Source organism: Comamonas koreensis (genome assembly GCF_014076495.1).
GTDB lineage: Bacteria > Pseudomonadota > Gammaproteobacteria > Burkholderiales > Burkholderiaceae_C > Comamonas > Comamonas squillarum.
Map to the genome: position 1 here is coordinate 2124413 of NZ_CP043575.1, position 16056 is coordinate 2140468.

Genomic DNA, 16056 nt, shown 5'->3' on the forward strand with positions numbered 1-16056 from the left:
TGTGCGGCGCACCCGAACCACGAGCAATGACAAGACGATAAGACGAGGAGACAACGATGAGCTACAAGGCACCTGTCAAGGACATGCTGTTTGCGATGGAGCACCTGGCCCGCATCGACCAGGTGGCACAGATCCCCGGTTTTGAAGAAGCGGGGCTGGAGACGGCGCAGGCCGTGCTGGAGGAATGCGCACGCTTTAACGAAGAGGTGGTGGCGCCGCTGAATGTGGTGGGAGACCTGCAGCCCTCGACCTGGAAGGATGGCCAGGTCAGCACCACGGCGGGGTTCAAGGAGGCCTTTGCGCAGTATGTGCAAGGCGGCTGGCAGGGCCTGCAGCACCCTGTGGATGCCGGCGGCCAGGGCTTGCCCAAGACGATTGGCGCGGCCTGCGTGGAGATGCTCAACAGCGCCAACATGAGCTTTGCGCTCTGCCCCTTGCTCACCGATGGCGCGATTGAGGCCTTGCTCACCGCCGGCAGCGATGCGCTGAAAACGACCTACCTGGACAAGCTGGTCTCCGGCCAGTGGACCGGCACGATGAACCTGACCGAGCCCCAGGCCGGCTCGGACCTGGCGCTGGTGCGCACACGTGCCGAGCGGCAGGGCGATGGCAGCTACCAGGTCTTTGGCACCAAGATTTTCATCACCTACGGTGAGCACGACATGGCCGAGAACATCGTGCACCTGGTGCTGGCCCGGGTGGTGGGGGCGCCCGAGGGCGTCAAGGGCATCAGCCTGTTTGTGGTGCCCAAGTTCCTCGTCAATGCCGATGGCACGCTGGGCGCGCGCAACGATGTGCACTGCGTGAGCATCGAGCACAAGCTGGGCATCAAGGCCTCCCCCACCTGTGTGCTGCAGTATGGCGACCACGGTGGTGCCACCGGCTTCTTGGTGGGCGAAGAGAACCGGGGCCTGGAGTACATGTTCATCATGATGAACGCGGCCCGCTATGCCGTGGGCCTGCAGGGCGTGGCCATTGCCGAGCGGGCCTACCAGCAGGCAGCGGCCTTTGCCAAGGAGCGTGTGCAAAGCCGCCCGGTCGATGGCAGTGTGGCCGGCAGCGCCACCATCATCCACCACCCCGATGTGCGCCGCATGCTGATGACCATGCGCGCCTACACCGAAGGCTGCCGCGCGATGGCCTTGACGGCAGCTGCCGCCTTTGATGCCGCCCATGCCCATCCCGACCAGCAGGTGCGCCAGGACAACCAGGCGTTCTACGAATTCATGGTGCCGCTCATCAAGGGCTACAGCACCGAGATGAGCCAGGAGGTGACCAGCCTGGGCGTGCAGGTGCACGGCGGCATGGGCTTTATCGAGGAGACGGGCGCCGCCCAGCACTACCGCGATGCCAAGATTTTGACCATCTATGAAGGCACGACCGCCATCCAGGCCAATGACCTGGTGGGCCGCAAGACCGCGCGCGACGGCGGCCAGGCTGCGCGTGGCATCGCCAGCCAGATTGCGCAGACCGAGCAGGCGCTGAAGGCCAGCAGCTCGGGCGCTGCCCAGGCTTTTGTGCGTGCGCTGGCGCAGGCGCGGCAGGACTTTTTGGCCGTGGTCGACTACGTGGTGGCCGGCAGCAAGACGGCGCCCAACGATGTGTTTGCGGCCAGCGTGTCGTATCTGATGCTGGCGGGCAATCTGGTGGCCGGTTGGCAGATGGGCCGGGCCTTGCTGGCAGCCGAGCAGCAACTGAGCCAAGGCGCGGGCGACAAGGCGTTTCTCGAAGCCAAGGTGACAACCGCGCATTTCTATGCCACGCATATTTTGGTAAAAACCTCGGCATTGCGTGAAGAAATCCTGCATGGTGCGGCCCCGGTGATGGCGCTGCCGCAGGACAGCTTCTGAGCGCCATGCCCCCACACAAAGCCCCCCGTGCGCCTGGGCCAAGGTGCACGGGGTCTGCGCCGCCCAAGCGACGCAGCAGGCTTTTGCCCTTTGAAGGAGACCTTGTATGTCCAAACTTCCCGGCGCGTTGCAGAACGTGCCTTTCCCGGTCATCGGCTCGCCGCTGTTCATCGTCAGCAACCCGCAGTTGCTGATTGCGCAGTGCAAGGCCGGCATCGTCGGTTCCATGCCGGCGCTCAATGCCCGCCCGGCCGAGCAGCTCGATGACTGGCTGGCCGAAATCACCGAAACCCTGGCCGCGCACAACCGCGCCCACCCAGACCAGCCCGCCGCGCCATTTGCCATCAACCAGATCGTGCACCGGACCAACGAGCGTCTGGAGCATGACATGGCGCTGTGCGAAAAGTACAAGGTGCCCATTTTGATCACCTCGCTGGGTGCACGCGAGGACGTGTTCCAGGCCGCCCATTCCTGGGGCGGTGTGGTGATGCACGACATCATCAACAACAGCTTTGCACACAAGGCCATCGACAAGGGGGCCGATGGCCTGATTGCCGTGGCCGCTGGTGCCGGTGGCCATGCGGGCATCAAGAGCCCGTTTGCGCTGGTGCAGGAAATCCGTGAATGGTTTGACGGCCCGCTGGCCTTGTCGGGCAGCATTGCCCATGGCCGTGCGGTGCTGGCAGCCCAGGCCATGGGCGCCGACTTTGCCTATATCGGCTCGGCCTTTATCGCCACCGATGAGGCGCGCGCCGTCGAAGAGTACAAGCAGATGATCGTCAGCTCCAACTCGGACGACATCATCTACAGCAACCTGTTCACTGGCGTGCATGGCAACTACCTGAGCCCGTCGATCCGCGCAGCTGGCATGGACCCGGACAACCTGCCGGTCTCCGACCCCAGCTCGATGAGCTTTGGCAAGGAGCGCAAGGCCTGGAAAGACATCTGGGGCAGTGGCCAGGGCATCGGCGCCATCAAGCAGGTGGTGCCCGCTGCCGAGCTGGTGGCCCGGCTCAAGCGCGAGTACTTCGACGCCCGCGACGCGCTGCTGGCTGGCGGCCCGAGCCGCGCGTCAGCCCCTGCACAGGCGGCGTAACGCGCAGATACCTACACCGGCCGCCTGGGCTGAACTTTGGCCCTGCGGCGCTGTCCAACCGCGCTTGACGGCTACGGTGTGATGCGATGGAGAATCAGTTTTTTGCCCAGGGTGCCCCCCAGCCGCTGCAGCGCCGCCGCTGCCTGGTATGGGCTGCCGCTGCCTTGGTGGCTGGGGCTGGCCTTATGACCAGCGTGGCGCAGGCTGCCGATGCCAGCCTGCCTGCCGGTGCACGCAGCATCCGCATCAGCCAGGCGCAACTGCAGCAGGCAGTCGCTGCGAAGTTTCCGCTGGCCCGCTCCTGGCAGGGCATTGTCGTCATCCAGCTGCAAAAGCCCAGCGTGCAATTGCTGGCAGCCAGCAACAGCCTGCGAGCCGCCTTCGATATCTGGGTGACCGAGAAGCTGATGGGCAACGAATACCCTGGCCAGATGACCCTGGATTTTGGCCTGGCCTTCGATGACGCCGACGCCAGCATTCGCCTGCACAACGTGCGTGTGCAGCAGCTGCAGATGCAGGGCGTGCCTGCTGCCTACCAGGGCATGTTCCAGACCTATGCGCCCCGCCTGGCCGAGCAGGTATTGCAAGGCCTGCTGGTCTATGAGCTGCCGGCCAGCCAGCGCATGCTGCTGCAAGGCCTGGGCTATACGGTCGAGCGCATGGAGGTGCAGGAGCAAGGCCTGCGCATTGTGCTGGCGCCCAAGACAGCCACTGCTGTGCCAGCGCGTTAGGCCAGCGTGTAGGGGTAGTGGGCGGATAAGCCTGGTGCCAGTTGCTCCATCAGCGCCAAGGCTTGCAGTACCACATCCTGCCCCTGGTCCAGCCCCTGGTCTTGCGCAGCTTCGAGCTGCGCCATCAGATTGGCCAGTTGCAGCCATTGCCCGGCATCGATACCCAGCGGCTGGGGCAGGGCATCAGGCCCGGCAGCGTGGTCCAGAAAGGCAACGGCCTGCTGCTGGTCACGGCTCAGCAGCCAGGCGTCACCGGTGCCCGAGCAGGCAAACACCCACCAGTCCTGGCCCAGCATGGCCAACGGGGCGTCGCGCCCCCAGGTCTCTTGGGCCGCGGCCAGGTGGTCCAGCAGCACAAAATCGCCGGCGATCTCGGTCGTGGGCAGGCCATGACCGGGCATCAGGCCAGGCACCACAGCGGGCCAGGTGCTGCCGGGCCAGAGCCGCTCGGCAATGGCAGCCGGCGCTTGCAGGGCCAGCATCTCAGTCGTTGCCTTCCTTGCGGGCGGGCGATTTTCCGGTCAGCCGGTCCTTGAGGGTCAGCACCCGGGTGACGGCGCTGCCCATGCCCATCAGCTGCAGGGCGGTGTCGGGGTTGAGGCGCTGCACATCGTCAAACCAGGTCATCAGCTTGTCGATCAGGTCGTACATCTCCTGCATGCGCTGCTGGGCGTACTGCTCATCGGCGGAATGGGTTTCCTGCAGCAGGGCCGAGCGCAGCATCGACTGCGTGGGTTCGATCTCGCGGCGGCGGCGCTCTTCGGCCAGGGTGCGAAAGATCTCCCAGACATCAGCCGGCGCTTCAAAGTATTCGCGCCGGTCGCCCGGCTGGTGGCGCATATGCACCAGGCGCCAGGATTGCAGCTCCTTCAAGCCCATGCTGACATTGGAGCGCGAGAACGACAGGCCCTCGGCAATCTCGTCGGCATTGATCGGCTGGGGCGAGAGAAAGATCAGCGCGTAGATCTGGCCCACGGTGCGGTTGATGCCCCAGCGGCTGCCCATCTCGCCAAAATGTGACACGAATTGGCGGGTGAGCTCGGGCAGCGGCGTTGGGGCTTGTTTCATGGCTGTGATTATCGGTTTTTTCTGGAAGCACTGAAATGCCCAGGCCGCCGCCACCCGGCCAACCACCCGGCGCCGTGTAAAGAAGGCAGATTTCGCTCGATCAGCGGGGCGGCAGCGTCAACGGGCGCGGATCCCCAGGCGTTACACAGGCAGTGGCACTGCGCGCGCGGTGCCACACCTTTGTCAGAACATTGCCAGCCTGCGCTGCCATGGCTTGCCCATTGTGGTGTCGCTGGCCAGAGACTATCTTGCCTACCACAACAACCCATAACAAACGAAATCTGTGGCTGGACATGACCAAAGGGGCTTGCTGTGCTGCCATCGTCTGGCACCACCTGGCTTTCTACGGCCCGATGTCGGATGTCGCAGCGCAAGTCACCCCCGGCATCATTGACTGGCTGGCGGAATATGCGCGCATTGCCGTGCAGATTTTTCTGGTCATGGGCGGCTTTCTGTCGGCGGCCAGCCTGGCCCCGCAAGGTGTGGCCCGCTTTGGCAGCCCACTGGCCAAGATCGGCCAGCGCGCGCTGCGCCTGCTCGCGCCTTACTCCGTCGCGCTGTTGCTGGCCGTGCTCATCGCAGCGCTGGTGCGGCCCTGGTTTGCCCACGACTCCGTCCCCGCCGAGCCTACCTGGCAGCAGCTGATCGCCAATGCGCTGATGCTGCAGGACATCAGCGGCGAAGATGCGCTGTCGGCCGGCGTTTGGTACGTGGCGATTGACTTCCAGCTGTTTGCCGCCGTCACCTTGCTGTTTGCATGGAGCCGCCGCTGGGCCCGCCAGTGGCTGGGCCTGCAGCTGGGTCAGTGGGTGGTTCTGGCGCTGACGGCCATGTCGCTCCTGGTGTTCAACCGCCACAGTGAGCTGGACATGTGGTTTGTTTACTTTATCGGTGCCTATGGCATGGGCATGCTGGCCTTCTGGGGCAGCCAAAGCGCCAAGCCCTGGTCCTGGACGGCCTGTCTGCTGGCGCTGGGTCTCGTGTCACTGGAGGTCGATTTCCGCCTGCGCATTGCGGTGGCGCTGTGCGGCGCCGTCGCGCTGCTGTGGCTGATGCGCCTGCCGCACGACAGCCGCCTGGTCGACTGGCTGGGCCGCCAGGCGCCCGTGCGCTGGCTGCAGTCGCTCGGCCAAATGGGCTACTCGGTGTTTCTGGTGCACTTTTCCATCGTGGTGCTGTGCAACGCGGTGGTCTCGCATGTCTGGCCCAGCCAGCCCTGGCTCAACTGGCTGGGCATGGGCCTGGCCTTTGCGCTGTCGCTGCTGGCCGGGCGCGCGCTCTACCTGGGGGTGGAGGCGCGCACGCCCAGCCTGCGCTCTGTGGCTCGCTGGGAGCTGGGCCTGGTCGGCGGCGGTCTGCTGGTGACCCTGGTGGGCGCACGCTTGTCGATGTAAGCACGCCCTTTGCCGGCTCTGGTCTGTTGGCCGCTCAGCGGTGCAGATCGCCAGCGCGCTCGGGCTGGTAGCTGATGCCGGTCACGCGCACGGTCATGGTCTTTCCTCCCACGGAGGGCCAGGCCAACTGGTCGCCAATCGCCAGGCCCAGCAGCGCACTGCCCACCGGTGCAAATACCGAAATCTTGCTGCTGGTGTCGTCCAGGTCCTTGGGGTAGACCAGGGTCAGCTGGAACTGCTTGCCCGATTCGGCAATGTCGAAGTTGACGCTGGAGTTCATCGTCACCACATCCGGCGGAATATCGCTGGGCTCCACGATATCGGCTCGGGCAATCTCGGCCTCCAGATCCGCCTTGCCGGGGAAGGCACTGGCCGGCATGGCCTCCAGCAGCGCTTCAAGGCGGTCCACATCCAGGGATGACAGGATGAGTTGGGGTTTGCGAGACATGAAAACTTCCTCCGGAGTATGTAATCCCCGAATGTAGGCTATGCCCCATTTCGCACCAAAACGGTGCGAATAGCCCTGGTGCAGGCGGCGCTTGCAGAGGCTGCCGGGATGGCGGACAATGCATGAAATACTGTATATAAAAACAGTCATAATCCGTTAGTATGCCTGCCCGCCATCCCTCCACCCACACCGTTGACTCTGCCCCGTTTGAAGACGCACAGACCCTGCACCGCTGCGCGGACGAGCTGGATGGGCCTGTGCCGGTGCGTGTGCCACTGCCGGTGGCCCGCAAGGGGCGCGGCGCGGTTGGCACGCCCCGCCACCGTTTTGCCAGCGATGTGCGGGAATGGGCCGACGATGGCTGGACCCCAGCAGCTGCTCAAGCGGCCGTCGGCGCTGATCCAGAATTGGATCTGGAAGAAGGCGCCTGGTGGCAGCAGGACGCCGAGAGCCTGCCGACCCAGGTGCACGCGGAGCGGGCGCGCAGCGCGATCCAGAAAAACGACTCACCCGATATCTTCTTTGATCACTCGGTCAACCCCTACCGGGGCTGCGAGCATGGCTGCATCTACTGCTATGCCAGGCCGTACCACAGCTACCTGAACCTCTCGCCGGGGCTGGATTTTGAAACCCAGCTGTTTGCCAAGACCAATATTGCCCAGGTGCTCAAGGCCGAGATCAGCCGCCCGCGCTACCAGCCGGCCTCGCTCAATATCGGCTCGGCCACCGATTGCTACCAGCCCATCGAGCGGGAGCTGGGCCTGACGCGGCAGCTGATCGAGGTGCTCAGTGAGGCCGAGCATCCTTTTTCACTGATCACCAAGAGCAGTGCGGTGGAGCGCGATATCGACCTGATCGCCGCTGTAGCGCGCAAGAATGCGGCGGCCGTCTACATCACGATCACCAGCCTGGACCCACAGCTGACCCGCCTGCTCGAGCCCCGGGCTGCGGCGCCGCACCGGCGGCTGCGCACCATACGCCAACTGGCGGAGGCCGGCATTCCGGTCGGGGTGAGCGTCGCACCCCATATTCCGTTTTTGACCGAGGACATGGAAGAGGTGCTGGCGGCCGCGCGCGAGGCCGGCGCCACCACGGCCTTCTACACCGTGCTGCGCCTGCCTTGGGAGCTCAACGGCGTGTTCCAGCAGTGGCTGCAGGCCCATTACCCGCAGCGCGCAGCCCGGGTAATGCAGCGGGTGCGCGACCTGCACCAGATCAGCGAGGCCGACCGGCTGCGCGGCAAGAGCTATGACAGCCAGTCGTTCAGCCGCATGAAAGGCCAGGGCCTGTGGGCCGACCTGGTGCGCCAGCGCTTTGTGCGGGCCTGCGCGCAGCTGGGCTATGGGCGCGAGCGGCAAGAGATGGATTGGCGCGGTTTTGAGGCCTGGCGCGCCCAGCAGCTGCAGCAGACAGTGCGCCAGGCGGGCGCCGCGCAGGCGCCGCACCCGGGGCAGGGCACGCTGTTTTAGCCGCGCTTGCGTGCAGCAGCGACCGTGGTCGGCGGCTGCGCTGCAACGGTTGCTGGAGCAGAGGCAGACGCCAGGTGCGCCAAAGTGGCGGGCGGTGCAGAGCGGCCCTTGCAGCTGGCAAAAATATCCAGATCGGGCTGGTGCAGCGCGGTCTGCACATCGGTGAGGCCCAGCATCGAGTGGAACAGGTTGTCGTGGCTGATGCGGGCAGTGCCCACGGCCTGCTGCAGGCAGCTGGTGCTGATGCCCATGCGTTGCTGCATCGCGGGCGAGAGCCAGGTGATCCAGGGCACATGCTTTTGGACATCGGGTGCGACGGAGTAGGGCAGGCCGTGCAGGTAGATGTTGTTCTCGCCCAGCGATTCGCCATGGTCGGCCACATACATCATCGCCGTGGGCTGGCGCTGGCCCTTGCTGGCGAGCCAGTCGATCAGGCTGCCGAGCATGCGGTCGGTGGCAACGACGCTGTTGTCATAGGCATTGATCAGCGATGCGCGGTCGCAGGACTGTAGGTTGACGTTGTTGCACTCGGGGCTGAAGCGCTTGTCCTGGCCCAGCGAACGCTTGAAATAGGCCGGGCCATGGCTGCCCATCTGGTGCAGCACCACCACCACGCCTTTGGCGCGTTGCTCGGCGGGCAGCGCATTGATGCGTTCATCGAGGCCTTCGAGCAGGGCCATGTCCACGCATTCGCCGTCCTGGCACAGCGCCTTACGGGCCGCGGCGGGCAGGTCCGTCTCGGTATTGGCGTTGTGCACGCGGGCGCAAACGCCCTTGCAGCCCGATTGGTTCTCGACCCAGAGCACAGCCAGGCCGGCGCGCTGCAAGACATCGAGCAGGTTTTCATAGGATTTGTTGCTGTCCTGGCTGCTGCGCCCCAGGTGGGAGAACATGCAGGGCACCGACACGGCGGTGCTGGTGCCGCAGGACCAGGCGTTGGTGGCGATGGCGAGGTCCTGGCGGGCGGACAGCAAAGGCGTCGTGGGACGCTCATAGCCATTGGTCGCAAAATTGCCGGCGCGGCCGGTCTCGCCGACGACCAGCGCATAGATCGGGAAGCTGGTCTGGCCAGCATAGCTGGCACCCAGCTTGGCATCTTCGCCAATCGGGTACAGCGTGGTGTCGCGGTGGTGAATTTGCTGGGCCACCAGGTTGCCTGCGGCGTAGACGGTGGACAGCGGGTTCATCATGTAGCGCAGGTTGGTGTGGTTACGCATGGCTGACGAGATGGGGCGAAAACCCGCCACCACCACGACGGCCATGGCCAGGACCGCCAGCAGCACCATGCCCAGCTGCTGGAGCACTGGGCGCCAGCCCTTGCGGTGGGGCAGGGTCTGGCGCCAGATCCACCAGGTGGGGGGAATAGCGATGGCGCCCACGGTGACCACCAAGCTCCAGTGCAGCAGGTCGGCCGCTTCCTTCACATCGGTTTGCAGCACATTGACGAGCATCGAGGCATCGATGGCAATGCCGTAGTTCAGCATGAAGCAGGCAGCAAACGCGGCGATCCAGCACAGCGCGATCATCACCGGTTTGGCGGCGCGGCCCCAGCTGAGCAGGTTCAAGAGGGCCCAGCAAGCGCAGGCAATGGCCAGGCCCAGGCTCAGGCCCAGCACCCACTGCTGGGCGCTGCTCAGGCCGTCTGCCTGCGAGAGGGCCTTCCACAAGGCCAGATTGCCCACGCTGGCCAGCCACAGGCTGACGACCAGGCTCCACAGCCACACGGGACGTGCGGGCGGGCTACTGCTGGTTGTGGCCAGGTCGGCGCTGAAGGGCAACGCGGCCGAGTGGGGCGGAAACGCCGCGGTGTCGGCGGCCTTGCCTGTGGGGGTGATAAACCGGGCAAAGAAATTCATCCCGCCATGGTCGGCTGGCTAGCTTAACAAGTGATTAATAGGACCAGCGCCATAAAAAAACCCGCCGAAGCGGGTTTTTGGAGAGGGTCTGGTGCAGGGCCAGGCAGCGCCTGGCCGGTGCTATCAGCGCTTGGCGATAGGTTGCACGTCGCGGACCACCGAGCCAGTGTAGAGCTGGCGTGGACGGCCAATCTTGTACTCGGGATCGGCCATTTGCTCGTTGAGCTGGGCGATCCAGCCGACGGTGCGGGCCAGCGCGAAGATGCCGGTGAACAGCTTCACAGGGATGCCGATGGCGCGTTGCACGATGCCCGAATAGAAGTCCACGTTCGGGTACAGCTTGCGCGAGACGAAGTAGTCGTCTTCCAGAGCGATCTTCTCGACTTGCTTGGCCAGTGCGAACAGCGGATCGTTTTCCAGGCCCAGCTCGGCCAGGATCTCGTTGCAGGTTTCCTGCATCAGCTTGGCGCGTGGGTCGTAGTTCTTGTAGACGCGGTGGCCAAAGCCCATCAGCTTGACGCCGCTGGACTTGTCCTTGACCTGCTCCATGAACTCGCCGACCTTGGCGATGCCGCCGTTGGCCTGGATGTTTTCCAGCATGTTCAGACAGGCTTCGTTAGCGCCGCCGTGGGCAGGGCCCCACAGACAGGCAACGCCGGCGGAGATGGCCGCAAACGGGTTGGTGCCCGAGGAGCCGCACAGGCGCACGGTCGAGGTCGACGCGTTTTGCTCGTGGTCTGCGTGCAGGATGAAGATGCGGTCGAGCGCGCGCTCTACCACCGGGTTCACCACATACTCTTCACAGGGGTTGCCGAACATCATGCGCATGAAGTTGCCTGCATAGGACAGGTCATTCTTCGGGTACATGTAAGGCTGGCCCGTGCCGTACTTGTAGGCCATGGCCACCAGGGTTGGCAGCTTGGCGATCAAGCGGATCGCAGCGATGTTGCGGTGCTCGGGGTTGGTGATGTCGGTGCTGTCGTGGTAGAAGGCCGACATGCCACCCACCAGACCCGTCAGAACGGCCATGGGGTGCGCATCGCGGCGGAAACCACGCAGGAAGAACTGCATCTGCTCGTTGACCATGGTGTGCTTGGTCACCGTGTCTTCGAACTCGGCCTTCTGCGTGGCATTGGGCAGCTCGCCGTACAGCAGCAGGTAGCAGGTTTCGAGGTAGTTGCAGTTCTTGGCCAGTTGCTCGATCGGGTAGCCGCGGTACAGCAGCTCGCCCTTGTCACCATCGATATAGGTGATGGCCGACTGGCAGGCAGCCGTCGAGAGGAAACCGGGGTCGTACGTGAACATGCCGGTCTGCGCGTACAGCTTGCGGATGTCGATGACATCCGGGCCGATCGAGCCCTGGTAAACCGGAAGGTCTACGCTTGCTGCGCCGTTGCTAAACGATAGCGTGGCTTTGTTGTCTGCTAGTTTCATAAAACTGGTTCCTTCTCGAGTTAGTCCGCAAGAGATGCACGTGGTTTTCGGCTGCGCAGCATCTCCAGCACTTCATGAACATCTGGCGTGTCGAGGTCGCCTGTTGGTTCCTTGCGCTTGAGCATCAAGTCCAGCAGGTCGTTGTCCGACAGGTTCATCAAAGTGGTCAGCCCTTGCGCCTGGCGGACATTCAGGCTTGCTCCGTATGTGCGGAAGAACTGCTCGACGAAGATGTCGTTCTCCACCAGGCCTCGGCGGCTACGCCAGCGCAGCAGATCGCGCGCACGTTCATCCAGCAGTTCGTTTTCCATCATTGCTCAATCTGGTTCTTACACCGCACGGCGAACCATCAATTCCTTGATCTTGCCAATCGCCTTGGTGGGGTTGAGGTGCTTGGGGCACACGTCCACGCAGTTCATGATGGTGTGGCAACGGAACAGACGGTAGGGGTCTTCCAGGTTGTCCAGGCGCTCACCGGTGTGGTCATCGCGGCTGTCGGCGATGAAGCGGTAGGCCTGCAGCAAACCGGCGGGGCCCACGAACTTGTCGGGGTTCCACCAGAACGAGGGGCAGCTGGTCGAGCAACTGGCGCACAGAATGCACTCGTACAGGCCGTTGAGCTCTTCGCGCTCTTCGGGCGACTGCAGGCGCTCCTTCTCGTTGGCGACAAAGCTGTCGGCCATCAGGTAGGGCTTGATCGAGTGGTACTGCTTGAAGAACTGGGTCATGTCCACGATCAGGTCGCGGATCACGGGCAGACCGGGCAGGGGCTTCAAGACGATGTCACCCTTGAGGGTGTTCATGTTCGTCAGGCACGCCAGACCGTTCTTGCCGTTGATGTTCATCGCGTCCGAGCCGCACACGCCTTCGCGGCAGGAGCGGCGGAACGAGATCGATGGGTCGAGTTCCTTGAGCTTGACCAGGGCGTCCAGCAGCATGCGCTCATGACCGTCGAGCTCCACCTCCACCGTCTGCATGTAGGGCTTGGCATCTTTATCGGGATCGTAGCGATAGATTTTGAAAGTACGCTTCATTTTGGGATGTTCTTTCGTGGGCTGCGTGGATTTAGAAGGTACGGACCTTGGGCGGTACCGACGGCACGGTCAGCGGCTTGAGTTGCACTGGCTTGTACTCCAGGCTGTTGGCAGCGCTGTACCACAGGGTGTGCTTGAGCCAGTCGATATCATTGCGGCCCAGTGGGTACTTGGGGTCATCGGCAGGGTGCTCGTAGTCATCCACGGTGTGGGCGCCACGGCATTCCTTGCGGGCGGCGGCCGAGACCATGGTGGCTTGCGCCACTTCGATCAGGTTGGCCACTTCCAGCGCTTCCATGCGAGCGGTGTTCCAGACCTTGGACTTGTCCTTCAAGGTGACGCCACCGACGCGGGCGCGGATGTCGGCAATCTTCTTGACGCCTTCGTCCATGCTCTTTTGCGTGCGGAACACACCGGCGTGCAGCTGCATGCAGGCGCGGATGTCGTTGGCCACGTCCTGCGCGTATTCGCCGCTGGTCGACTCGTCGAGCTTGTTGAGGCGCGACAGCGAGAAGTCCGATGCGTTCTCAGGCATCGGCTTGAATTCGCCATAGCCATTGACGTAGTTGACGATGTGCTTGCCGGCCGACTTGCCAAAGACCAGCAGGTCCAGCAGCGAGTTCGTGCCCAGGCGGTTGGCGCCGTGCACCGACACGCAGGAGCATTCGCCCACAGCGTAGAGACCGTTGACCACTTTGTTTTCTTGACCATCCCAGACAACGACCTGGCCGTTGATGTTGGTGGGAATACCGCCCATCTGGTAGTGGATGGTGGGCACCACAGGAATCGGTTCCTTGGTGATGTCCACGTTGGCGAAGTTGTGGCCGATCTCTTCCACCGAAGGCAGGCGCTTGCGGATGGTATCTGCACCCAGGTGGGTCATGTCCAGCAGGATGTAGTCCTTGTTCGGACCGCAGCCACGGCCTTCCTTGATTTCCTGGTCCATTGAGCGCGAGACGAAGTCGCGTGGCGCCAGATCCTTCAGGGTTGGCGCATAGCGCTCCATGAAACGCTCGCCATCGCTGTTGCGCAGAATAGCGCCTTCACCGCGGCAGCCTTCGGTCAGCAGCACGCCCGCGCCGGCCACGCCGGTGGGGTGGAACTGCCAGAACTCCATGTCCTGCAGCGGGATGCCTGCGCGTGCAGCCATGCCCAGGCCGTCGCCGGTGTTGATGAAGGCATTGGTCGATGCCTGGAAGATACGGCCTGCGCCGCCGGTGGCCAGCAGAACCGCCTTGGCGTGCAGCTCGTACAGGTCGCCGGTTTCCAGCTCGATGGCGGTCACGCCGATCACGTCACCGGATTCGTCGCGGATCAGGTCCAGCGCCATCCACTCGACGAAGAAGTTGGTCTTGGACTTGACGTTTTGCTGGTAGAGCGTGTGCAGCATCGCGTGGCCGGTACGGTCAGCCGCTGCGCAAGCGCGTTGCACGGGCTTTTCGCCATGGTTGGCGGTGTGGCCGCCGAAGGGGCGCTGGTAGATCGTGCCATCGGGGTTGCGGTCGAAAGGCATGCCGAAGTGTTCCAGCTCGTACACCACCTTGGGTGCTTCGCGGCACATGAACTCGATCGCATCCTGGTCACCGAGCCAGTCCGAGCCCTTGATGGTGTCGTAGAAGTGCCATTCCCAGTTGTCGGGCGACATGTTGCCCAGCGAGGCGGACACGCCACCTTGCGCTGCCACGGTGTGCGAGCGGGTGGGGAAAACCTTGGACAAGGCAGCCACGGACAGGCCAGCCTTGGACAGTTCCAGCGCAGCGCGCAGACCGGAGCCGCCTGCGCCGATGATGACGACATCAAACTTGCGCTTGGTGATGTTCTCTTTTGTATAGCTCATTGTTCTCTTTCAATCGCGGGTATCACAGACGCCACAGAACCTGCAGGCCCCAGCCGAGGCAGCCCACCAGCCAGACCAACACAAAAATCTGCAGCACCAGGCGCAGGCCGACGGGCTGGACGTAGTCCATGAGGATTTCACGCATGCCCACCCAGGCGTGGTAGGCCAAGGCCACCAGGGTGCCCACCGTGATGAACTTCATCCACTGGTGGGAGAAGATGCCTGCCCACTGTTCGTAGCCGATGGGGCCCTTGATCATCAGCACCTGGGCCAGCAGGGCCACGGTGAACAAGGCCATCAGCAAGCCGGTGATGCGCTGGGCCAGCCAGTCGCGCAAACCGTAGTGCGCACCGGTCACGACGCGTTTGGAGCCGTAATTGACGGACATGGGGAATCCTTTCTTATTTATCAGTAAATGCAGTCGCGGGCGATCAGTACAGGCCAAACAGCTTGGCACCCAGGATGGCGGTCAGCGCCAGGCTGATGGCAAAGCAGACTATGGCCGAGCTCTTGCCGAATTCCTTGTTGACCGACTTGTGCGAGACATCCATCCAGATGTGGCGCAGGCCAGCGCAGAAGTGGTGCAGGTAGGCCCAGATGAGCGCCAGCACGGCCAGCTTGATGAACCAGCCCGCAAAAATACCGGCGCCGGTGTTGAAGGCGGCGGTGAAGCGGGCGTAGGAGAATTCGGAGGAGATCGAGGTGTCGAGCAGCCAGACCACAAAGGGCAGCAGGAAGAACATCACCAGGCCGCTGGCGCGGTGCAGGATCGACAGCTTGGCTGCTACCGGCAAGCGGTAGGTGGTGAGGTCCGAAATGGGGTTGATATTGCGAAACTCAGGCCGCTTCTTCGTGGTATCTGTCATGGTGTGAAATCTTTCGTGGATGTAACTGCTATGTAATCGCTAGGCTCAAACCTGCAAAATTTTATTGCAATGCAGCGCGCAGGTCTAAGGGTTTCTCTTTAACCCCGTGGTGACTACTCAGACTTGACCGGTGCATTAGCTCAGGGTATTGCTGTAATGGTGGGTGTCCGTCCGATAAAGACCTCGTCGTAATTCCATGGGAACATCGTTATAGGTGTAAGCGACACGCTCGACGCTCAGCAGGGGGGTCTGGCCGTCGATATCGAGCAATTGGGCCTGTGCCGCATCGGGCAGCACGGCACGCAGCTTTTCCTGGGCGCGCACCATGCGCACGCCGTACTCCACCTCGAACATCGCATAGGTGGCGCCGGGGTAGTCGCGCATCTGCTCGGCCGTCAGGCCCTTGAAGCTGCTGCTGGGCAGCCAGATGTCTTCGACAATCGTGGGAATGCCGGCAAACACCAGCACGCGGCGCACATGGATCAGCGACTCGCCCGTGGGTACCTGCAGCAGCTTGCAGATCTCGCTGGCGCCCTTGATGCTGCGGCAGGAGATGATGTTGCGCTGTGCCGGGCCTTCTTCGTTGAGGTCGCCGCTGTCCGGAAGCAGACGCAAGAAGCGGTACTGCACATTGCGCTCGGCATGGGTGGCCACAAAGGTGCCCTTGCCCTGGCGGCGCAGCAGCAGGTTGTCGGCAGCCAGCTCGTCGATGGCCTTGCGCACGGTGCCTTGGCTGACGCGGTAGCGGGCGGCCAGCTCCATCTCGCTGGGGATCATCTCGCCCGGTTTCCAGGCGCCGGCCTCCAGGCTTTGCAGGATCAGGCCCTTGATTTGTTGGTAGAGGGGGCTGAATGCCGGGGTCGCACCACCCACGCTGTCGCCAGCGGACGTGATTCCGGTGTCGTTTGCATTGGGGGTGGAAGATGTCATGCGCTTGTCTTGGGAGAGATTCAATCTCTCAGGTGTCACAGTG

At 63.4% G+C, this 16056-nt stretch carries 16 protein-coding genes; 5 read left to right on the forward strand and 11 right to left on the reverse strand.

What is annotated here, in order from left to right:
* Window positions 1–56: 56 nt before the first annotated feature.
* From F0Q04_RS09480 to F0Q04_RS09490, 3 genes are all read left to right on the forward strand, one after another.
* Entirely contained in the window at window positions 57–1850 is a 1794-nt protein-coding gene (locus F0Q04_RS09480; RefSeq protein WP_116924939.1) for an acyl-CoA dehydrogenase, read from the forward strand.
* A 106-nt stretch (window positions 1851–1956) separates the two neighbouring features.
* Entirely contained in the window at window positions 1957–2946 is a 990-nt protein-coding gene (locus F0Q04_RS09485; protein ID WP_116924940.1) for an NAD(P)H-dependent flavin oxidoreductase, read from the forward strand.
* A gap of 86 nt (window positions 2947–3032) precedes the next feature.
* Window positions 3033–3677 (forward strand): DUF1439 domain-containing protein, encoded by a 645-nt coding sequence (locus F0Q04_RS09490; RefSeq protein WP_182345262.1) that lies wholly within the window; start codon window positions 3033–3035, stop codon window positions 3675–3677.
* On the opposite strand, the gene F0Q04_RS09495 is transcribed toward F0Q04_RS09490, so the two are convergent.
* Together F0Q04_RS09495 and F0Q04_RS09500 are read right to left on the reverse strand one after the other, a co-directional pair.
* Window positions 3674–4159: a hypothetical protein gene (locus F0Q04_RS09495; protein ID WP_182345263.1), complete on the reverse strand. Its 486-nt coding sequence runs from the start codon at window positions 4157–4159 to the stop codon at window positions 3674–3676. The two genes, F0Q04_RS09490 and F0Q04_RS09495, sit on opposite strands and share 4 nt — an antisense overlap.
* Window position 4160: 1 nt before the next feature.
* Window positions 4161–4745: a GbsR/MarR family transcriptional regulator gene (locus F0Q04_RS09500; protein WP_182345264.1), complete on the reverse strand. Its 585-nt coding sequence runs from the start codon at window positions 4743–4745 to the stop codon at window positions 4161–4163.
* A gap of 209 nt (window positions 4746–4954) precedes the next feature.
* On the opposite strand from F0Q04_RS09500, the gene F0Q04_RS09505 reads away from it, so the two are divergent.
* Window positions 4955–6139 (forward strand): acyltransferase family protein, encoded by a 1185-nt coding sequence (locus F0Q04_RS09505; RefSeq protein ID WP_332839223.1) that lies wholly within the window; start codon window positions 4955–4957, stop codon window positions 6137–6139.
* 34 nt (window positions 6140–6173) lie between these two features.
* On the opposite strand, the gene rnk is transcribed toward F0Q04_RS09505, so the two are convergent.
* Window positions 6174–6587: a nucleoside diphosphate kinase regulator gene (rnk, locus tag F0Q04_RS09510; RefSeq protein ID WP_116924943.1), complete on the reverse strand. Its 414-nt coding sequence runs from the start codon at window positions 6585–6587 to the stop codon at window positions 6174–6176.
* Between the two features lie 275 nt (window positions 6588–6862).
* On the opposite strand from rnk, the gene F0Q04_RS09515 reads away from it, so the two are divergent.
* Complete coding sequence (locus F0Q04_RS09515) at window positions 6863–8056, forward strand: PA0069 family radical SAM protein (RefSeq protein WP_420093983.1); 1194 nt, start codon at window positions 6863–6865, stop codon at window positions 8054–8056.
* Here F0Q04_RS09515 and F0Q04_RS09520 read toward each other — a convergent pair.
* The 8 genes from F0Q04_RS09520 to F0Q04_RS09555 form a co-directional block, all read right to left on the reverse strand.
* A complete protein-coding gene (locus F0Q04_RS09520; RefSeq protein WP_182345267.1) occupies window positions 8053–9912 on the reverse strand; it encodes a phosphoethanolamine transferase in 1860 nt (619 codons plus the stop codon). The two genes, F0Q04_RS09515 and F0Q04_RS09520, sit on opposite strands and share 4 nt — an antisense overlap.
* Before the next feature lie 123 nt (window positions 9913–10035).
* Window positions 10036–11346 (reverse strand): citrate synthase, encoded by a 1311-nt coding sequence (locus F0Q04_RS09525; protein WP_182345268.1) that lies wholly within the window; start codon window positions 11344–11346, stop codon window positions 10036–10038.
* Window positions 11347–11366: 20 nt separating this feature from the next.
* A complete protein-coding gene (locus F0Q04_RS09530) occupies window positions 11367–11660 on the reverse strand; it encodes a succinate dehydrogenase assembly factor 2 (protein WP_116924947.1) in 294 nt (97 codons plus the stop codon).
* A gap of 15 nt (window positions 11661–11675) precedes the next feature.
* Entirely contained in the window at window positions 11676–12380 is a 705-nt protein-coding gene (locus tag F0Q04_RS09535) for a succinate dehydrogenase iron-sulfur subunit (protein WP_021026927.1), read from the reverse strand.
* A 31-nt stretch (window positions 12381–12411) separates the two neighbouring features.
* Complete coding sequence (gene sdhA, locus F0Q04_RS09540; protein WP_182345269.1) at window positions 12412–14217, reverse strand: succinate dehydrogenase flavoprotein subunit; 1806 nt, start codon at window positions 14215–14217, stop codon at window positions 12412–12414.
* Window positions 14218–14239: 22 nt separating this feature from the next.
* Entirely contained in the window at window positions 14240–14605 is a 366-nt protein-coding gene (gene sdhD / locus F0Q04_RS09545; protein WP_133858580.1) for a succinate dehydrogenase, hydrophobic membrane anchor protein, read from the reverse strand.
* Window positions 14606–14648: 43 nt separating this feature from the next.
* The gene (gene sdhC / locus F0Q04_RS09550) at window positions 14649–15083 is read right to left on the reverse strand and encodes a succinate dehydrogenase, cytochrome b556 subunit (protein WP_182345270.1); all 435 of its coding nucleotides are present in this window, start codon (window positions 15081–15083) and stop codon (window positions 14649–14651) included.
* Between the two features lie 135 nt (window positions 15084–15218).
* A complete protein-coding gene (locus tag F0Q04_RS09555; RefSeq protein WP_021026923.1) occupies window positions 15219–16013 on the reverse strand; it encodes a GntR family transcriptional regulator in 795 nt (264 codons plus the stop codon).
* Window positions 16014–16056: the final 43 nt, after the last annotated feature.

What these genes read in the sequence shown, in the direction of transcription:
- F0Q04_RS09530 (WP_116924947.1), bottom strand. Translation starts at nt 11,660, where the DNA reads ATGATGGAAAACGAACTGCTGGATGAACGTGCGCGCGATCTGCTGCGC.
- F0Q04_RS09495 (WP_182345263.1), bottom strand. Translation starts at nt 4,159, where the DNA reads ATGCTGGCCCTGCAAGCGCCGGCTGCCATTGCCGAGCGGCTCTGGCCC.
- sdhD (WP_133858580.1), bottom strand. Translation starts at nt 14,605, where the DNA reads ATGTCCGTCAATTACGGCTCCAAACGCGTCGTGACCGGTGCGCACTAC.
- F0Q04_RS09525 (WP_182345268.1), bottom strand. Translation starts at nt 11,346, where the DNA reads ATGAAACTAGCAGACAACAAAGCCACGCTATCGTTTAGCAACGGCGCA.
- F0Q04_RS09490 (WP_182345262.1), top strand. Translation starts at nt 3,033, where the DNA reads ATGGAGAATCAGTTTTTTGCCCAGGGTGCCCCCCAGCCGCTGCAGCGC.
- F0Q04_RS09555 (WP_021026923.1), bottom strand. Translation starts at nt 16,013, where the DNA reads ATGACATCTTCCACCCCCAATGCAAACGACACCGGAATCACGTCCGCT.
- F0Q04_RS09520 (WP_182345267.1), bottom strand. Translation starts at nt 9,912, where the DNA reads ATGAATTTCTTTGCCCGGTTTATCACCCCCACAGGCAAGGCCGCCGAC.
- F0Q04_RS09535 (WP_021026927.1), bottom strand. Translation starts at nt 12,380, where the DNA reads ATGAAGCGTACTTTCAAAATCTATCGCTACGATCCCGATAAAGATGCC.
- F0Q04_RS09505 (WP_332839223.1), top strand. Translation starts at nt 4,955, where the DNA reads ATGGCTTGCCCATTGTGGTGTCGCTGGCCAGAGACTATCTTGCCTACC.
- F0Q04_RS09485 (WP_116924940.1), top strand. Translation starts at nt 1,957, where the DNA reads ATGTCCAAACTTCCCGGCGCGTTGCAGAACGTGCCTTTCCCGGTCATC.
- F0Q04_RS09480 (WP_116924939.1), top strand. Translation starts at nt 57, where the DNA reads ATGAGCTACAAGGCACCTGTCAAGGACATGCTGTTTGCGATGGAGCAC.
- sdhC (WP_182345270.1), bottom strand. Translation starts at nt 15,083, where the DNA reads ATGACAGATACCACGAAGAAGCGGCCTGAGTTTCGCAATATCAACCCC.
- F0Q04_RS09500 (WP_182345264.1), bottom strand. Translation starts at nt 4,745, where the DNA reads ATGAAACAAGCCCCAACGCCGCTGCCCGAGCTCACCCGCCAATTCGTG.
- sdhA (WP_182345269.1), bottom strand. Translation starts at nt 14,217, where the DNA reads ATGAGCTATACAAAAGAGAACATCACCAAGCGCAAGTTTGATGTCGTC.
- rnk (WP_116924943.1), bottom strand. Translation starts at nt 6,587, where the DNA reads ATGTCTCGCAAACCCCAACTCATCCTGTCATCCCTGGATGTGGACCGC.